16 protein-coding genes and 1 tRNA gene are annotated in these 17,373 nt (G+C 39.8%); 6 read left to right on the top strand and 11 right to left on the bottom strand.

Features of this window, described 5'->3' with window-relative positions:
- Nucleotides 1–93: 93 nt before the first annotated feature.
- From BTO23_RS08155 to lolB, 6 genes are all read right to left on the bottom strand, one after another.
- Nucleotides 94–170, bottom strand: a tRNA-Met gene (locus tag BTO23_RS08155).
- Between the two features lie 307 nt (nt 171–477).
- Entirely contained in the window at nt 478–1,569 is a 1,092-nt protein-coding gene (gene ychF / locus BTO23_RS08150; RefSeq protein ID WP_060990390.1) for a redox-regulated ATPase YchF, read from the bottom strand.
- Between the two features lie 54 nt (nt 1,570–1,623).
- A complete protein-coding gene (gene pth, locus BTO23_RS08145; protein ID WP_060990391.1) occupies nt 1,624–2,214 on the bottom strand; it encodes an aminoacyl-tRNA hydrolase in 591 nt (196 codons plus the stop codon).
- Between the two features lie 180 nt (nt 2,215–2,394).
- Nucleotides 2,395–3,342 carry a ribose-phosphate pyrophosphokinase gene (locus tag BTO23_RS08140; protein WP_060991800.1) on the bottom strand — a complete coding sequence of 316 codons (948 nt, stop codon included), beginning with the start codon at nt 3,340–3,342 and terminating at the stop codon, nt 2,395–2,397.
- A gap of 38 nt (nt 3,343–3,380) precedes the next feature.
- Nucleotides 3,381–4,247, bottom strand: a complete 867-nt coding sequence (gene ispE, locus BTO23_RS08135) for a 4-(cytidine 5'-diphospho)-2-C-methyl-D-erythritol kinase (protein ID WP_105063330.1) — start codon at nt 4,245–4,247, stop codon at nt 3,381–3,383.
- A complete protein-coding gene (gene lolB / locus BTO23_RS08130) occupies nt 4,244–4,858 on the bottom strand; it encodes a lipoprotein insertase outer membrane protein LolB (protein WP_105063329.1) in 615 nt (204 codons plus the stop codon). The genes ispE and lolB overlap by 4 nt, the downstream gene beginning before the upstream one ends.
- Nucleotides 4,859–5,038: 180 nt before the next feature.
- Between lolB and hemA the strand changes: the two genes are divergently transcribed.
- The 6 genes from hemA to kdsA are packed head-to-tail and all read left to right on the top strand — an operon-like array spanning nt 5,039 to nt 10,356.
- Nucleotides 5,039–6,295, top strand: coding sequence for a glutamyl-tRNA reductase (gene hemA / locus BTO23_RS08125; protein WP_105063328.1), 1,257 nt, complete (start codon nt 5,039–5,041; stop codon nt 6,293–6,295).
- Nucleotides 6,296–6,333: 38 nt separating this feature from the next.
- Entirely contained in the window at nt 6,334–7,422 is a 1,089-nt protein-coding gene (gene prfA, locus BTO23_RS08120) for a peptide chain release factor 1 (RefSeq protein ID WP_060990395.1), read from the top strand.
- Nucleotides 7,422–8,288 (top strand): peptide chain release factor N(5)-glutamine methyltransferase, encoded by an 867-nt coding sequence (gene prmC / locus BTO23_RS08115; protein WP_105063327.1) that lies wholly within the window; start codon nt 7,422–7,424, stop codon nt 8,286–8,288. Before prfA ends, prmC begins: the two co-directional genes overlap by 1 nt.
- A 3-nt stretch (nt 8,289–8,291) precedes the next feature.
- Nucleotides 8,292–8,675 carry a SirB2 family protein gene (locus BTO23_RS08110; protein WP_060990397.1) on the top strand — a complete coding sequence of 128 codons (384 nt, stop codon included), beginning with the start codon at nt 8,292–8,294 and terminating at the stop codon, nt 8,673–8,675.
- A 2-nt stretch (nt 8,676–8,677) separates the two neighbouring features.
- A complete protein-coding gene (locus BTO23_RS08105; protein WP_061013498.1) occupies nt 8,678–9,490 on the top strand; it encodes a SirB1 family protein in 813 nt (270 codons plus the stop codon).
- Nucleotides 9,491–9,501: 11 nt separating this feature from the next.
- Complete coding sequence (gene kdsA, locus BTO23_RS08100; protein WP_060990399.1) at nt 9,502–10,356, top strand: 3-deoxy-8-phosphooctulonate synthase; 855 nt, start codon at nt 9,502–9,504, stop codon at nt 10,354–10,356.
- Between the two features lie 78 nt (nt 10,357–10,434).
- On the opposite strand, the gene cobA is transcribed toward kdsA, so the two are convergent.
- The 5 genes from cobA to BTO23_RS08075 form a co-directional block, all read right to left on the bottom strand.
- Entirely contained in the window at nt 10,435–11,223 is a 789-nt protein-coding gene (gene cobA, locus BTO23_RS08095) for a uroporphyrinogen-III C-methyltransferase (RefSeq protein ID WP_060990400.1), read from the bottom strand.
- A gap of 128 nt (nt 11,224–11,351) precedes the next feature.
- A complete protein-coding gene (locus BTO23_RS08090) occupies nt 11,352–12,164 on the bottom strand; it encodes a formate/nitrite transporter family protein (protein ID WP_060990401.1) in 813 nt (270 codons plus the stop codon).
- 105 nt (nt 12,165–12,269) lie between these two features.
- Entirely contained in the window at nt 12,270–12,599 is a 330-nt protein-coding gene (gene nirD / locus BTO23_RS08085) for a nitrite reductase small subunit NirD (protein ID WP_061001822.1), read from the bottom strand.
- A 17-nt stretch (nt 12,600–12,616) separates the two neighbouring features.
- Nucleotides 12,617–15,178 carry a nitrite reductase large subunit NirB gene (gene nirB / locus BTO23_RS08080; protein ID WP_105063326.1) on the bottom strand — a complete coding sequence of 854 codons (2,562 nt, stop codon included), beginning with the start codon at nt 15,176–15,178 and terminating at the stop codon, nt 12,617–12,619.
- 298 nt (nt 15,179–15,476) lie between these two features.
- Entirely contained in the window at nt 15,477–17,351 is a 1,875-nt protein-coding gene (locus BTO23_RS08075; RefSeq protein ID WP_060990404.1) for a methyl-accepting chemotaxis protein, read from the bottom strand.
- Nucleotides 17,352–17,373: the final 22 nt, after the last annotated feature.

The raw sequence follows: 17,373 nt of genomic DNA, 5'->3' as shown, positions 1-17,373 counted from the left end.
CTGTTTGATTACTAAGAACATTAAGTACTTAATCTACAAAGAGTAGTTATTCTATATTTTAATCGACGATTGGTAAATCAATTAAAAATTGTATGGTGGCTACTACGGGATTTGAACCTGTGACCCCATCATTATGAGTGATGTGCTCTAACCAGCTGAGCTAAGTAGCCAAATTGTTTCTTACTTTCTAACTCGTCTCTCTTTCGCCTTAGCGGTGAGGACGGAGCGCATTATGCTTTTCTGAGCCCTATGCGTCAACACTTTTTTGAAAAAAATATGAATTCTTTGTTTGTTCGAACGGATTTTAATCAAAGCGTACTTTTTATATGCAAATTAGAGTGAATTGGGGTAAAAGAATAAGAATAAGAGTAGAAAACAAGATGTAGTGGTTAGGTCGATATTAGGTAAGAATGTGTTTTAACTGATTGAAATGTAGACAAGTAATAAAAAGGCCAGCAAATATGCTGGCCTTTTTTATTATACGTTGAAGCGGAAATGCACTACATCACCATCTTTAACGATGTAATCCTTTCCTTCAAGGCGCCATTTACCTGCTTCTTTAGCTCCGCTCTCGCCACTAAATTCGATAAAGTTGTCGTAACCAACAACTTCAGCACGGATAAAGCCCTTTTCAAAGTCAGTATGGATCTTACCAGCTGCTTGTGGTGCTGTTGCACCTACAGGGATAGTCCAAGCTCGAACTTCTTTAACGCCCGCAGTAAAATACGTTTGTAAAGTAAGTAGTTCATAACCAGAACGGATCACACGGTTTAGACCTGGTTCTTCGATTCCCATATCTGCAAGGAACTCTTCACGATCTTCATCGTCAAGTTCAGAAAGTTCTGATTCGATAGAAGCACACACAGGAACAACAACGTTGTTTTCTTTTTCTGCGTATTCACGAACCATATCTAAGAATGGGTTGTTCTCAAAACCATCTTCACTAACGTTAGCAATATACATTGTTGGTTTTAGTGTTAGGAAATTAAGATAAGAAACTGCTGCGATTTCTTCTTTTGCTAGTTCAACCGTACGAGCCATGCCACCTTCTGTAAATACAGGAAGTAGTTTCTCAAGTACTGAAATTTCAAACTTAGCGTCTTTATCGCCACCTTTTGCTTTCTTCGCTTGACGGAAAATAGCACGTTCACATGAATCTAAATCAGCAAGAGCAAGCTCAAGGTTGATGATTTCGATATCTTCAATTGGTGAGATTTTACCAGCGACATGAATAATGTTTTCATTTTCAAAACAACGAACAACATGACCAATAGCATCAGTTTCACGGATGTTAGCAAGGAACTTATTACCTAGACCTTCACCTTTAGATGCGCCAGCTACAAGGCCTGCAATATCCACAAATTCCATTGTAGTTGGAAGAATACGCTCTGGATTTACGATTTTAGCTAATGCGTCTAAACGTAGATCAGGAACCGGAACCACACCCGTGTTTGGTTCAATAGTACAGAAAGGGAAGTTTGCCGCTTCGATTCCTGCTTTAGTTAGTGCATTAAACAGTGTTGACTTACCAACGTTTGGAAGACCAACGATTCCGCATTTAAAACCCATGATGTAAACCTTATCTTTAGTTATACCAAGCTAAATAGAAATTTATTTAATTACTTATTCAGCTTTGAATGTATGTAAACGATTTTGTGCTTTACTTAATCCGTCTTTAAGCAAGATATCTAGACAGCGAGTAGACTCATCTACAGCAGCATCGATTAACTCTTGCTCTTTGGTAGGCGCTTTTCCTAAAACAAAACCGGCAACTTTGTCTTTATGGCCGGGATGACCAATACCAATACGAAGTCGATAAAACTCTTTCGTATTGGCTAATTTGCTAATAGTGTCACGTAAGCCATTATGGCCACCATGTCCACCACCTTTTTTGAATTTGGCAACACCAGGAGGAAGATCTAGCTCATCATGAGCGACTAAGATCTCTTCTGGCTTTATTTGATAAAACTTAGCTACAGCAGCAATAGCTTTACCTGATAAATTCATAAATGTTGTTGGGATCAATAAACGAAGATCTTGGCCATTAGTTTGAATTCGACCAGTTAATCCGAAGAATTTCGTTTCTTCTCGCAGTGATACGTTATGTACACGAGCGAGTTCTTCAACAACCCACGCGCCTGCGTTATGGCGAGTTCTTTTATATTCAAGACCAGGGTTTGCTAGTCCAACAAGAAGTTTAATTTGATTGCTCAAAGACTTATCTCTCTATTTGGATACTAATATCATTAATACACTTATCTAGAGCGTAATCGAACTAAAGACAATTAATGGTATTAGTATGTCCCATTAAAAAGGCGCGCCATATTAACACAAGAATTCCAAATACAAAAACGCCCCGCATAAGCAGGGCGTTTGAATAGATTTTTTGTTTGATTAGTGGTCAAACATTGCAGAGATAGACTCTTCATTGCTGATTCGACGGATCGCTTCAGCTAGCATGCGAGAAAGGCTAAGTTCAGTTACTTTGCCTGTTGCAGCCATTTCTTTCGATAGAGTAATCGAATCAGTAACAACAACTTGGTCTAATACTGAGTTTGCGATGTTTTGTGCAGCAGAACCAGAGAATACAGCGTGAGTTGCGTAAGCAAATACACGTTTAGCGCCACGTTCTTTAAGTGCTTCAGCTGCTTTACATAATGTACCACCAGTATCAATCATGTCATCAACGATAACACAATCGCGACCGTCAACATCACCGATAAGGTTCATTACTTCAGAAACGTTAGCACGCGGACGACGCTTATCTACGATAGCTATATCCACATCACCTAGCGCTTTAGCTGTTGCACGAGCACGGACAACACCACCTAAGTCAGGAGAAACTACAACAGGGTTTTCTAGGCCACGAGTACGCATATCATCAAGCAGTACAGGAGTACCGAAAATGTTATCTACTGGTACATCAAAGAAACCTTGAATTTGTTCTGCGTGTAGATCGATAGTTAAAACGCGGTCAACACCAACGTTTGAAAGCATATCGGCAATTACTTTTGCAGTGATTGGTACACGAGCAGAACGTACACGACGGTCTTGACGAGCATAACCGAAGTAAGGGATTACCGCAGTAATACGGCCAGCAGAAGCACGGCGAAGTGCATCGATCATCACTACTAATTCCATAATATTGTCATTAGTAGGAGCACAAGTAGACTGGATGATGAAAACATCACTGCCACGTACATTCTCGTTAATTTGAACAGCTACTTCGCCGTCAGAAAAACGATCGACAGTAGCGTCACCAAGTGAAATATATAGTCGATCAGCGATACGTTGCGCTAGTTCAGGAGTTGCATTACCAGCAAATAGCTTCATGTCAGGCACGGTGGAAACCTCAGGGTTGCGTCCAAATTGTGAGAATTTTATATTTTGCATAATGATTTATACTCTTCCAGTTGGTGGTTGAGTGGCGAAGTATTCATACCTCGGGCGATAAATCCTGTTGCATTATCAGAGATTAAAGAGTAGACGTGCTTAGCTTCTTTTTCACTGTTAAATTCAGCAAAAACACAAGCACCTGTTCCAGTTAATCTTGATGGCGCATATTCTAACAGCCATGAAAGTTGGTAATCAACCTCTGGATACACACTTCTGACAATTTTTTCGCAATCGTTTTCGTACGGAGCGTCCAAAAGTACGTTAAGTGGCTGTTTTGGTGTATTTCTAATCAAATCTGGATGAGTGAAGACATCAACAGTAGAAATGCTCACCTCTGGTTTGATCAGTAGATACCATAACTCTTTAGGAGTGGCTGGCTGTAGTTTTTCACCAATCCCCTCGGCAAAGGCGGCAAAACCATGAACAAAAATCGGTACATCTGCTCCAAGTTTGATACCTAAATCGGCTAGTACCTCATTACTTAAATTAAGACCCCAAAGAAAATTGAGGGCAACTAATACGGTTGCTGCATTTGATGAACCACCACCAATTCCTCCACCCATAGGTAATATTTTTTCTATTTCAATATGAGCACCAAAAGAGCACTGAGTGTGTTGTTGAAGTAGAGTTGCTGCTTTCCATATTAAATTGTCTTCTGTTTTAACTCCTGGAATATCAGGAGAAAGAGTAATCTTATTTGATGGATTTGCAGTGATGGTGAGGTAGTCGCATAGGTCGATGAATTGAAATAAGGTTTGCAATTCATGATAACCATTAGCTTGCTGGTCATTGATATAAAGAAATAAGTTTAATTTGGCTGGGGAAGGCCAACGAGTTGATGTCGTGATCATTGAGAAACAGTCCAATTTGAAGCAATGATTTTAATGGTTGTCTTTTGTTGGGAGAGTTTCATTGAATTAGGCAGTAGTGCTTGTCCTTTTTCAATATAACTATTGTAACGTAGGTGCCAATTAGTCTGGCCAATTTGTTTTACTAGGTGTTCAACCGTATTTAGTTCATTAAGTTGAAAGTCATCAGCAGCGGTTGGTAGTCCTTTTATCCAATCCCCTAAGTAACCAATAGGAAGATTTAACCCGGTAAGACCATACATTAATCGTCCAGGGTCTTGGCCTTCAAATGTTTGGCCATCACCGGTTTCAATAACGGTATGTCCATCAGTTATTGAAGCCTTTATTACTGTTTGCCCTAAAAAAGTGGTGAGTAATAATTGGCTACTTTCGGGTTTTTGTACCCATTGAAAATTTAAGCTATGACGTTCTTCTGGAGACTGATAACCAATTTTACCGGTGACTTGGTAATTGGTTATATTTTCTAATCGAGTTTGATGCTTATCCCAATTGGTCGATTGTTGCGGCGTTAATGGAACACTAGAACAAGCATTCAGAAAAAGAGTGATGATGAAAATAACAAAAGGGGAACGAGTAAAACGAGAACACTTCATTAGAAATCTCATGCATAATTCGAAGTAGATTTTCAGATTGTAGCAAATTGTTAGTGCATTTGGAGTTAAATAGTGTTTATTCGTCACTAATTTTCGGACTGAACGTCCTGATGCCTTTTAAAATTCTGTCGCATCAAGTAAAATTCGTCCTTGTTATTTTTTTATTGGTCTGTTTGCCGAATGTCATTGCTTGTTATTGGAATCAATCATACGTCAGCCTCTGTTGATTTGCGGGAGAAAGTTGCTTTCTCTCCTGACAAATTAACCAAGGCGCTAGATGAATTAAAAAATAGTGATGCGATCCAAAGTGGCGTGATTCTATCGACCTGTAATCGAACTGAAATTTATTGTGAAGTGAAAGTTGGGATCAGTAGTGGTTATGTACTTAACTGGCTGGCAGAGTTTCACCGTGTCTCTTTAGACATATTAATGCCAAGTATTTATGTGTATGAAGAACAAGCAGCAGTAAAACATTTAATGCGAGTATCATGTGGATTAGACTCATTAGTGCTAGGCGAACCACAAATTTTAGGTCAAGTTAAAAAAGCCTTTGCAGACGCAAGAGAGCACAATGCGGTTGAAGGGATAATAGAGAAGTTATTTCAAAGTGATTTCTCTGTAGCTAAACGAGTTCGTACTGAAACAAATATTGGCGGTAATGCCGTTTCTGTTGCGTATGCCGCTTGTATTCTTGCTCGTCAAATCTTTGAATCTCTTGCTGAATCAACTGTTCTTCTTGTTGGCGCAGGTGAAACGATTGAATTGGTCGCTAAGCATTTAGATGCAGCAGGCTGTAAACAACTTATTGTTGCCAATCGAACTCGTGAAAGAGCAATGGGGCTTGCAGAGCAATTTAACGCGGATGTTATTAGCCTTCCTGAAATTCCAGAATATCTACCAAAAGCCGATATCATTATTAGTTCAACTGCCAGTCCCTTACCTATTATTGGAAAGGGAATGGTTGAAAGTGCATTAAAGCAACGTAGGCATCAACCTATGTTATTTGTTGATATTGCTGTCCCTAGAGATATTGAAGGGGAAGTCGCAGAATTGAATGATGCGTATTTGTATTCGGTAGATGATCTTAAATCGATAATTGACCACAATATTGAGCAGCGAAAAATTGAAGCGATTCAAGCTGAAGCGATCGTTAGTGAAGAGAGTGCAAGCTTTATGACGTGGATCCGCTCTCGCCAAGCGGTGAATAGCATTCGTCAATATCGAAATAATTCAGAAGCGATTAGGACTGAATTATTACAAAAAAGTATTCAAGCATTAGCCTCTGGTCAAAATGCAGAAAAAGTATTAGCAGAATTAAGCAATAAATTAACCAATAAACTCATTCATGCACCAACACTTGCGATGCAGCAGGCTGCCAAAAATGGTGAGCCAGACAAACTTGCTGTGATCCGTACTAGTATTGGTCTAGACAACTAAGTGTAGCGTTCGCTACCAACATAAAGAATAAATATTATATGAAAGCATCAATTCGAGTAAAACTGGAGACGCTGGTTGAGCGTTATGAAGAAGTTCAACATTTATTAGGTGATCCCGGAGTTATTGGTGATCAAAATAAATTCCGAGCTTTATCTCGTGAATACTCTCAATTGGAAGAAGTGACACAATGTTTCCAAGCGTATGAACAAGCTCAAGAAGACTTGGTCGCTGCAGAAGAAATGGCTCAAGAAGATGATGCTGAAATGCGCGAAATGGCGCAAGATGAGATTAAAGAAGCAAAAGAAGCGATTGAGCGTCTTACTGATGAACTGCAAGTTTTGCTTATTCCAAAAGATCCAAACGATGAGCGTAACTGTTTCTTAGAGATCCGTGCTGGTGCTGGTGGTGATGAAGCGGGTATTTTTGCGGGTAACCTTTTCCGTATGTATTCTCGTTTTGCAGAGAAAAAAGGTTGGCGTATTGAAGTCATGAGCTCGAATGTTTCTGAGCAAGGTGGCTTCAAAGAAATGATTGCAAAAGTAAGTGGCGATGGCGCTTATGGCGTATTGAAGTTTGAATCAGGCGGTCACCGTGTACAACGTGTACCTGAAACTGAATCACAAGGTCGTGTACATACGTCTGCGTGTACTGTTGCAGTAATGGCTGAGATCCCAGAGGCGGATCTTCCAGAAATTAAGGCGGCAGATTTAAAAATCGATACCTTCCGTGCATCTGGCGCGGGTGGTCAGCACGTTAACACCACCGATTCAGCAATTCGTATCACTCACTTACCAACAGGTACTGTTGTTGAGTGTCAAGATGAACGTTCACAGCATAAAAACAAAGCAAAAGCGATGTCTGTACTTGCAGCTCGAATTATTCAAGCTGAACAAGCTCGTCGTGCAGAAGCTGTATCTGACACGCGTCGTAACTTACTAGGTTCGGGTGATCGTTCTGACCGTATTCGTACATACAACTACCCACAAGGCCGTGTTTCTGATCACCGTATTAACTTAACTATTTACCGTTTAAACGAAGTATTAGAAGGTGATCTAGCTGCGTTGATTGAACCTGTTGTATTAGAATACCAAGCAGATCAACTAGCTGCATTAGCTGAAAATAACTAATGAACCAATCTATTGATGCGCTATTAAAGCGTTCAATTCAATTGCTGCAACTTGAGGGGAGTGATTCTCCTCAAATTGATGCATCTGTTCTGCTTTGTCATATTTTAGATAAACCAAGAAGCTACTTGCTTACTTGGCCTGAAAAAGAATTGACTGATTCAGAACTTATGGCTTTTGAATCATTGCTTTCTCGTCGCCTCTCTGGTGAGCCAATCGCTTATATTATTGGTTATCGCGAATTTTGGTCATTACCGCTAAAAGTGTCACCCACTACGCTAATTCCTCGCCCTGATACAGAACGTCTTGTTGAGATTGCTCTCGACCATCTTGATGTGTCATCAACAAAAGTCCTGGACTTAGGAACAGGAACAGGAGCGATAGCATTAGCCATTGCTTCTGAGATACCAACGCTTAGTATTATTGGTGTCGATTATCAACAAGATGCGGTTGAGTTAGCACAAGGTAATGCGAAAGATAATTGTATTATGAATACTGAATTTCGTCAGGGAAGTTGGTTTGACCCAATTCAGCCTGATGAGCAGTTTTCTATTATTGTGAGCAATCCACCTTATATTGATGGTAATGATCCTCATTTATCTCAAGGTGATGTACGGTTCGAACCTCAAACGGCATTAGTTGCAGAACAAGAAGGTTTTGCGGATTTAATTCACATTATGGAACACAGCCGTACTTATTTAGTTGAGAATGGTTGGTTACTAATGGAGCATGGCTTTGAGCAAGGTAGGCAATTGCGTACTTATTTTGAAGCGCACGGCTTTGTTAATGTCAAAACAGAACAAGATTATGCTGGCAATGACCGTGTTACATTAGGTCAATGGTCAACAAAAACAGAGAATAAAGGATAATTCATGTATACCGCTGTTAAACATATTCACTTATTTATGATTGCTTGTAGCGTACTGCTATTTGTTGTTCGCTATGTATTGATGATGGTTGATTCAGATCTTCGTAATAAAGCATTTTTAAAACGAGTTCCTCACGTTGTTGATTCAGCTATGTTGTTAAGTGGTATTGCACTTATCTTTATTACAGGTTTTATTCCATTTACAGGGGCAGCTCCTTGGTTAACTGAGAAATTGACATGTGTAATGGTATATATCGCTTTGGCTTTTGTTACGTTGAACAATGGCAAGAATAAAGTATTTAAAACCTTTGCCTTTCTTGGTGCATTAGGATGGTTAATGGTTGCTGCTAAAATTGCGGTAACTAAAGTACCAACGTTTCTGGGGTAACTATGTTTCAGTTGCTTGATGAAAATTTAGAAGACCTTAATCTTGTTGAAGGAGCATTAGCGCTTAACTTAGCGATTAATCCTGAGATACAAAGACTACGAGTTGACATCAAACTGCGAGAAATGTGTATTGAGGCAGAGCAAACACTCGCTCATGAAACCAATGATGAGCAGCGTTTGGAGCGGTTGATTCAACTTTTTTATGGGGAATGGGGCTATCAAGGGGATACTTATACTTATTTTAATTCTGAAAACGCATTTATTGATCATGTGCTTGAGAGTAAAAGAGGTATTCCTGTTACGTTGGGCGCTATTTTCTTGCATCTGTGTGAATATGTAGATTTACCTGTGAGTGCGATTAATTTCCCTACTCAATTAGTGTTAAAAGTAGAGCTACCAAACCAAGAGCCTCTTTATTTGAATCCATTTGATGGGCAATATGTTAGTACCCATTTGATGACTGCGTGGCTTATTGGTTATGGCGGACCATTAGCAAAGATATTACCCGTACATTTAGAATCAATAGACAACCCAACATTGATTGGACGTTTATTAGCAGTAATTAAAACGGCATGTATTAGAGAGCGAAAGTTCTCGTTTGCTTTAACCTGTAGTAATCTTGCATTGCATATGGTGCCTGATGATCCTTTTGAGATCCGTGATAGAGGTTTGATCTATCAGCAACTACACTGTAATAATGTCGCTAAAAATGACTTAACGTATTTTATTGAACAGTGCCCTAATGATCCTTCAGCTATGCTGATGAAAGAGCAAGTTCAACTATTATTAGAACAGCACCCTACCGTTCTCCATTAAGAGTGAAGATAATGCAAAATCAAAAAACAGTAAAAATTGGCAATATCGATGTAGCAAATGATAAGCCGTTTACCTTATTTGCAGGTATGAACGTATTAGAATCTCGTGATTTAGCGATGAGAATGTGTGAGACTTACGTAGAGATCACTGACCGTCTAGGCATTCCGTACGTATTTAAAGCCTCTTTTGATAAAGCAAACCGCTCATCTGTTCATTCATACCGTGGTCCAGGTATGGAAGAGGGTCTAAAGATCTTCCAAGAACTAAAAGATACTTTTGGCGTGAAAATTATCACTGATGTTCATACAGAAGCACAAGCTCAACCTGTTGCTGATGTGGTGGACGTTATTCAACTTCCAGCTTTTCTTGCTCGCCAAACAGATTTAGTTGAGACAATGGCAAAAACAGGCGCTGTGATTAATGTGAAAAAACCACAATTTATGAGCCCTGATCAAGTGGGTAATATCGTTGATAAGTTTGCAGAGTGTGGTAACGAAAATATCATTCTATGTGAGCGTGGTTCGTGCATGGGTTACGACAATCTAGTGGTTGATATGCTAGGTTTTGGTGTAATGAAAAAAGCATCAAACGGTAGCCCAATCATTTTTGATGTAACACATTCTCTACAGAATCGTGATCCAAGTGGTAAAGCTTCTGGCGGTCGTCGTTCACAAACAGTTGAACTTGCTAAAGCAGGTTTAGCAACTGGTATTGCGGGTTTATTTATTGAAGCGCATCCAAACCCTGATAAAGCGTTATGTGATGGGCCTTCTGCATTACCATTAGATCAACTGGAGCCTTTCTTGAAACAAATGAAAGCGTTAGATGATCTAATTAAAGGTTTTGAGCATATCGATATTAAATAATCGAATGCTACAAAGATAAATAAGACAAAGCCCAAGAGAGATAACTTTCTTGGGCTTTTTTGTGTTTGGTTTAAATGCTTATTCAGTATCTGCTGAGCTTGGTGAAAACCAATCTAACTTCTTATGTAATGTTGTTACACTGCCCACAACGATAAGAGACGGGCTAATGGCTTTTTCTGCCATTTGAGCTAATTCTGAAATAGTACCTGTGAATACTTTTTGTTTTGCTGTCGTTCCACGTTCAATAATGGCACAAGGCGTATTAGCTGCTAAACCGTGTTCAATTAATTGAGTTGATATATGAGGTGATTGTTTTAACCCCATATAAAACACTAATGTATTGTTTGAACGCACTAAAGCATCCCATTCAATCTCAGCCCCATTTTTTTGTACGTGAGCAGTAATAAATTGAACGCTTTGAGCATGATCTCGATGGGTTAGGGGAATACCAGCATAAGAGGTTGCTCCTGCAGCTGCAGTAATACCTGGAACTACTTCAAATTGAACACCATTCTCAGCGAGAGTTTCTAATTCTTCGCCACCACGACCAAAAATAAATGAATCCCCGCCTTTAAGACGGACAACGTGCTTACCTTCTTGTGCTTTATCCACTAAGAGTTGATTAATTTTGTCTTGTGGTACGAAATGAAAATCGAGCTTTTTCCCGACATAAATCATTTCAGCATTGTCATTGGCAAGCGCTAAAATTTCTTTGGAAACAAGACGGTCATAAACAACAACATCAGCTTGCTGTATAAGGCGGTAACCTTTTACCGTTAATAGGTCTGCATCGCCAGGACCTGCGCCAACAAGAGAAACAAGTCCGTTTTGTTTTTTCTGCTCAGACTGAGCTTGAATACTTGGCATAATAGATTCCTGCATCATGTTTTTATTTCACTCTAGTATGTAAGAGGTGATAAAAAAAATCACCCTTAATACTTGATTAAGAGTGATTTAATTTGAATGAGTTATAACTAACTCTTCGTTATTTGTTTTTAGTTAGAGCTTAGAGATGGTGCTGTTTTTGCGTGTGTTAGATATAAAGGAACACACGTAAAGATAAGGCCACCAACTAGGTTACCTAGAATGGTTGGGATAAGGTTGAAGTTCAACCAAGTTGCAATAGTAAAGTCAGCACCTAGCATCATACCTAGTGGGAATAGGAACATGTTTACAACAGCATGTTCAAAAACTAATGCAAAGAAAATGAAGATTGGAAGCCACATTGCAGCAATCTTGCCAGCAACAGTACGAGCTGACATGTTACCAATTACACCCAAGCAAACCATTAGGTTACAAAGAATACCTTTAACAAAAACAGTGATCCAACCATTCATGCCGTGTGCTTCATAACCTGAAGTTCGAGCAGTTGCCGCTGCAATGAACTTTTGACCTACCGCTCCAGGTTCAATACTAAAATTCATCGTAAATGTTAGTGCAACAAGAAAAGCAACAAGTAGAGAGCCTAGAAGGTTGCCAAGGCCAACATAGCCCCAACAACGTAGGATTCGGCCCCAAGTTACTCCTGGACGATTATCAAATTTTGCTAGTGGAGCAAGACCAAATACACCGGTTAATAGGTCGTAGCCCATTAAACTAAGAATACAGAAACCAACAGGGAATACGAGAGCGCCAACAAGTCCAATGCCTGTTTGTGTTATTGCTGTAATTGCAACAACAACGGCTAAAGAAAGGATAATACCAGCCATAGTGCCGCGCAATATCAGGTCTCGAGTTCCTGTTTTGATTTTCGCTTCACCAACATCGATCATAGTTTGAACAATTTCTACAGGTTTTAAAGCAGACATAAATGTGCCCTTACAAAAAGTTAAAAGTTAAAATTGGATAGGAAAGGGCTCTAATCATTATTTATTATCAACAATATGAAACTAGAACCCTTGAACTATCAAATCTTATACAGCGATCTCTACTGAGCCTTTTATTACACGAGCGTTATATGTTTTTACATTAAATTGCTCGTTTTCCATGCAGACACCAGTTGTTAGATTGAAACGCTGTTTTTTCAGTGGGCTTGCTACCCAAAGTTCACCTTGGTGCTCAACAATCAAACCTCGTGATAATACATTTGCTTGGAAGTAAGGATCTGTATTGCTGATTGCGAGCACTTCTTCGCCTTGAGTTGGGCGAAATACTGCAACTTGTTCACCATTAACTAGAGCACAAACACCAGTACCCGGAACAATATCTTCTAGCTGACAGATTTTTACGAATTTAGAAGCCATGATTAATTCTCTCGCTCTTACTCAGTTGCTGCTACGTGTAGGATGTCACCCTTTGCTTCAGGGTGTTTTTCCGTAAAGCTTGCTGGACGGTGTTGTTGACGACCATCCGTAACGAACATAACGTTGTTATCACGGTCATCCGCATTAATGAAGTGAGCAAAACGTTTTAGTTGAGCTTCATCATTGATTGTGTCTGTCCATTCACATGCGAAGTTATTTACTAAGCTAGCAACATCGCTTTCAAGCTGCTCATTAATACCTAGTTTGTTATCAACAATTACTTCACGTAGGTAGTCAACACCACCTTCAAGGTTATCCATCCATACAGACGTACGTTGTAGTGGTGCTGCAGTACGAATGTAGAACATCATGAAGCGGTCGATGTATTTGATTAATGTATCTTGGTCTAAGTCGCTTGCTAATAGGTCTGCGTGACGAGGTTTCATACCACCGTTACCACATACATACATGTTCCAACCAGCATCTGTTGCGATAATACCTAAATCTTTACCTTGTGCTTCAGCACATTCACGCGTACAGCCAGATACACCAAACTTCATTTTATGAGGAGTACGAATACCTTTGTAACGATTCTCGATCATTACGCCTAGACCAACAGAGTCTTGAACGCCGTAACGACACCACGTTGAGCCTACACATGTTTTTGCCATACGCAGTGCTTTAGCATATGCCTGGCCAGTTTCGTAACCCGCAGTGATTAGTTTTTTCCAAATCGCAGGTAAGTCGTCTTTTTGAGCGCCAAATAGACCAATACGCTGAGCACCCGTGATTTTGGTATATAGGTTATATTCTGCAGCAACGTCAGCAAGAACACTTAGTGCTTGAGGAGTTACTTCACCACCCGCCATACGAGGGATCACAGAGTAAGTGCCGTCTTTTTGTATGTTACCTAGGAAGTTATCGTTGGTATCGTGCAATTTTACTAGTTCAGGCTTCAGGATGTGCTCACCCCAGCAAGACGCTAGAATAGAACCGACTAATGGTTTACATACTTCACAGCCGTAGCCTTTACCGTATTTTTCAAGCAGTTCATCAAACGTTTTGATTTCTTCGATACGGATAAGGTGGAACAGTTCTTGGCGAGAATAAGCAAAGTGCTCACATACGTCGCTTTTTACTTCAATACCCGATTTAGCTAATTCAGCATTAAGGACGGAAGTTACCAGAGGGATACAACCCCCACAGCCCGTACCCGCTCCAGTAACCGCCTTAATGTCTGCCATCGTGTGGTGACCATCTGCAACCGCTTGAGCAATTTTGCCTTTAGTTACATCGAAGCATGAACAGATAACTGCTGTTTCTGGTAAAGAATCAGCACCTAATGATGGCTTTTCTGCTCCCGCATGTGCAGGAAGGATCAGAAGATCTGGATGTTCAGGAAGATCAATATCATTAAGTTTAAGTTGAAGTAAATCGCCATAGTCAGATGTATCTCCAACCATTACCGCGCCAAGCAGTTTTTTACCGTCTTCAGAAACGATAATACGTTTATATACTTCTTGTTCTTCGTTTTGGTAAACGTAGCTTTTACAGCCTGGAGTTCGACCATTTGCGTCACCAATTGAACCTACTTTTACACCAAGTAATTTCAATTTAGCACTCATATCAGCGCCTTCAAATGCACTTTCATTGCCTAGCAAATGATCAACAGCAACTGTTGCCATTTTATAGCCAGGAGCTACTAAGCCGTAGAAAGTACGGTTCCAAGAAGCACACTCACCAATTGCATAGACATTACTATCTGTGGTTTGACAGTGGTTATTAATTTCAACACCACCGCGAGGAGCAACGCCTAGTCCCATTTGACGAGCTAATTTATCTTGAGGGCGAATACCTGCAGAGAAGACGATGAAGTCAGTCTCAAGTTCAGTGCCATCAGCAAAACGCATGACATTACGCGCATTTTTGCCTTCTGGGGCAATTTCTAATGTATTTTTGCTTGTATGAACTTGAACACCCATGCGTTCAATTTTATTACGTAGTTGTAAACCACCTTGTTGATCCAGTTGCTCAGCCATTAATACAGGAGCAAACTCAACAACGTGTGTTGTAACGCCTAATGCTTTAAGTGCGCCAGCCGCTTCAAGTCCAAGTAGACCTCCGCCAACAACAACACCGCTTTTACTGTTTTTAGCGGTTGCTTCGATAGACTTAAGGTCTTCAATAGTACGGTAGACAAAACAGTCTTTACCTTCATTACCTTTAATTGGTGGTACGAATGGGAAAGAACCGGTAGCAAGAACCAGTTTGTCATATTGAATTTCACGACCAGTGCTCGAATAAACCACTTGTTTTTCGCGGTTAATGTTAATTGCACGTTCGCCAATTAAGACATTAAGGCCATGCTTTTCATAGAATCCTTCTTTTACAAGAGAGAGCTCATCAGCCGTATGGTGAGAAAAGTAAGAAGAAAGGTGAACACGGTCATAAGCGATACGTGGCTCTTCACAGAACACTGTGATATCCATGTTTTGAACATCAGTTTTCTCTACTAAATCTTCGATATAGCGGTGCCCAACCATGCCATTACCGATGATAACTAGCTTCATCTTGCTCATAAGAATTCCTATTATATTTGATATGCATATATGATGAATTATGAATGATTATGTAGATATGACGTGGATCAATTACGAAATAAAACTACTCCAAAGGGGTAGTTCTTAGGTGGTATTAGTCTTTAATTCTAATAATTCAAAGGTTTATTTGTAGCACGTGGCTTGTGTTTGTAGTTTTTTTACAAAAATTAGAAGGATATTCGGAAATTTAAGGGATTAATGGATAAGATTCTGAAAAAAAAGACAGAATATGATATTCACATTCTGTCTTTTTTCGTTAATGAATGAAATAAGGTGATTATAATTTAAATCGTTCGATTTCTTGTTTTAATTCATTAGATAGCTCTGAAAGTTCAGAAGCTTGAATTACGGATTGTTTCGTTTCTTCTGTTAGCTCATTTGATACATCACGAACGGCTTCCGTATTGCGGGTAATTTCTTCAGTTACTGATGATTGCTCTTCCGCTGCGGCTGCAATTTGTGCTGCCATATCACTGATCTGAGTAACCGAGTTTGTAATTTGAAGTAGGCTAGCGGATGCCGATTGAGCGTCTTCTACGCTAGTATTTGCCAAGTTTTGGCTATCTTCCATTATTCCCACTGCTTTTTGAGTCGTACCTTGAAGCGTTTCAATCATTTGTTGAATTTCTTGAGTTGAAGCGTGAGTTCGTTGACTTAAAATTCGTACCTCATCAGCGACGACGGCAAAACCACGACCTTGTTCACCAGCGCGAGCAGCCTCGATTGCCGCGTTTAATGCAAGCAAGTTGGTTTGTTCTGCGATGTTTTGAATTGTTGAAAGGATCGTATTGATGTTTTGTGCATTGTGGTGAAGCTCTTCAATTACACCAGTTGCGGTTTCAACCTCTTTTGCTAGATTATCAATTGAATGCTGGCTTTGGCTTACTTGCTCGGCACCATGATTTGATGCACTTACTGTTTGTTCTGCCGTTTGAGCTGTATTGTCAGCATTTCCAGCGATTTCTTGTGTCGCTGCTGCCATCTCATTAATAGCAGTTGCTACCATGTTAATTTCATCCATCTGGTGTTGGATGCGAACATTTCGCTCTTCAGCACTTTCTGCTGTTGAGTTTGCTTGATTAGCAAGAGTGATAGAAATACTACGTAGACGACATACCATTGAGTGCATATTGCCAACAAAGGTATTAAAGTTAATCGCTAATTGACCCACCTCATCATTACTGTTTGGCTCTAAGCGTTGAGTTAAATCGCCTTCACCTGAAGATATTTCAGCAAGTGCATCAGAAACTCGAAGTAAATCTCTGAATAGAATATTCACTAACATTGTTACACCAATAGCAACAATAATCGTTAGAACAATACTAAGTAGAATAATTTCACGAAGTAGGGCTGTGTGAGCAGCTTCCTCTGTTGCTTGTGTCATCTCAACAGCAAATGTCCAATTGGTGTTTGGTACTTTTGCAAAATACACTAATTTAGTGTCGCCATTGATTTCGGCAACATCAATACGCTTTAGAGAGATAGATTCTTGGATGCTTTGTGGAGTCATATCAGAGAAGTAGCGGTTTACTTCTTTTTTGATTAGAGATTTATTTGGATGAGCTAAGAAAGTCCCATCACTGTCAATCAGCATTGTAATAGTATCTTTACCTGCATCAAGGCTGATTACATCATCAATTAATTGGTCAATAAGAACATCAGCGCCGATTACGCCTAAAAAAGTCCCATTTTTGTATATTGGTTCAGCGATGGTTACGAGGAGAGATTGAGTTATCGCATCTTGGTATGACGAGGTAATGATTTGTTTGTTTTCACGTTGAGCTTCTTGATACCAAGGACGCTGACGAGGGTCGTAATCAGCACGGTTCCTTTCTGGATGAGAACGGTACATATCACCCTGAGGAGTCCCAAAGAAAATATCATCGAATCCACCGGCTTTACGGCTAAGTTGTAAAAAAGAAACGATGTCGCTTTCTTGAGTGTAATCATTGGTTGCATGAGCGATTTCAGCTTTAATTGAAATCCAATTTGAAATACCTGTTGTAGCAGCTGAAGTGACACTTTCCGCACGAGAATAAACACCATTACGAGTTTGTTCAAAAAGTTGGTTTGAAGCCAGCCAAGTTAAGGCTGATGCAGTAATAACAACAGCGAGTACACTCGCGCCTATTAGCTTATGTTTTAGTTTCATAGTGTTACCTAAGTCCGTGGGT

The organism is Aliivibrio sifiae, from assembly GCF_002954715.1.
GTDB classification, from domain to species: domain Bacteria; phylum Pseudomonadota; class Gammaproteobacteria; order Enterobacterales; family Vibrionaceae; genus Aliivibrio; species Aliivibrio sifiae.
This window is presented reverse-complemented; position numbering and strand designations above follow the sequence as displayed.

Bases quoted from the DNA above. Each gene is read 5' to 3' on its own strand.
- BTO23_RS08105 (WP_061013498.1), top strand. From the start codon at position 8,678: ATGTTTCAGTTGCTTGATGAAAATTTAGAAGACCTTAATCTTGTTGAA.
- hemA (WP_105063328.1), top strand. From the start codon at position 5,039: ATGTCATTGCTTGTTATTGGAATCAATCATACGTCAGCCTCTGTTGAT.
- kdsA (WP_060990399.1), top strand. From the start codon at position 9,502: ATGCAAAATCAAAAAACAGTAAAAATTGGCAATATCGATGTAGCAAAT.
- lolB (WP_105063329.1), bottom strand. From the start codon at position 4,858: ATGAAGTGTTCTCGTTTTACTCGTTCCCCTTTTGTTATTTTCATCATC.
- prfA (WP_060990395.1), top strand. From the start codon at position 6,334: ATGAAAGCATCAATTCGAGTAAAACTGGAGACGCTGGTTGAGCGTTAT.
- cobA (WP_060990400.1), bottom strand. From the start codon at position 11,223: ATGCCAAGTATTCAAGCTCAGTCTGAGCAGAAAAAACAAAACGGACTT.
- ychF (WP_060990390.1), bottom strand. From the start codon at position 1,569: ATGGGTTTTAAATGCGGAATCGTTGGTCTTCCAAACGTTGGTAAGTCA.
- nirD (WP_061001822.1), bottom strand. From the start codon at position 12,599: ATGGCTTCTAAATTCGTAAAAATCTGTCAGCTAGAAGATATTGTTCCG.
- ispE (WP_105063330.1), bottom strand. From the start codon at position 4,247: ATGATCACGACATCAACTCGTTGGCCTTCCCCAGCCAAATTAAACTTA.
- BTO23_RS08090 (WP_060990401.1), bottom strand. From the start codon at position 12,164: ATGTCTGCTTTAAAACCTGTAGAAATTGTTCAAACTATGATCGATGTT.
- BTO23_RS08075 (WP_060990404.1), bottom strand. From the start codon at position 17,351: ATGAAACTAAAACATAAGCTAATAGGCGCGAGTGTACTCGCTGTTGTT.
- nirB (WP_105063326.1), bottom strand. From the start codon at position 15,178: ATGAGCAAGATGAAGCTAGTTATCATCGGTAATGGCATGGTTGGGCAC.
- prmC (WP_105063327.1), top strand. From the start codon at position 7,422: ATGAACCAATCTATTGATGCGCTATTAAAGCGTTCAATTCAATTGCTG.
- BTO23_RS08110 (WP_060990397.1), top strand. From the start codon at position 8,292: ATGTATACCGCTGTTAAACATATTCACTTATTTATGATTGCTTGTAGC.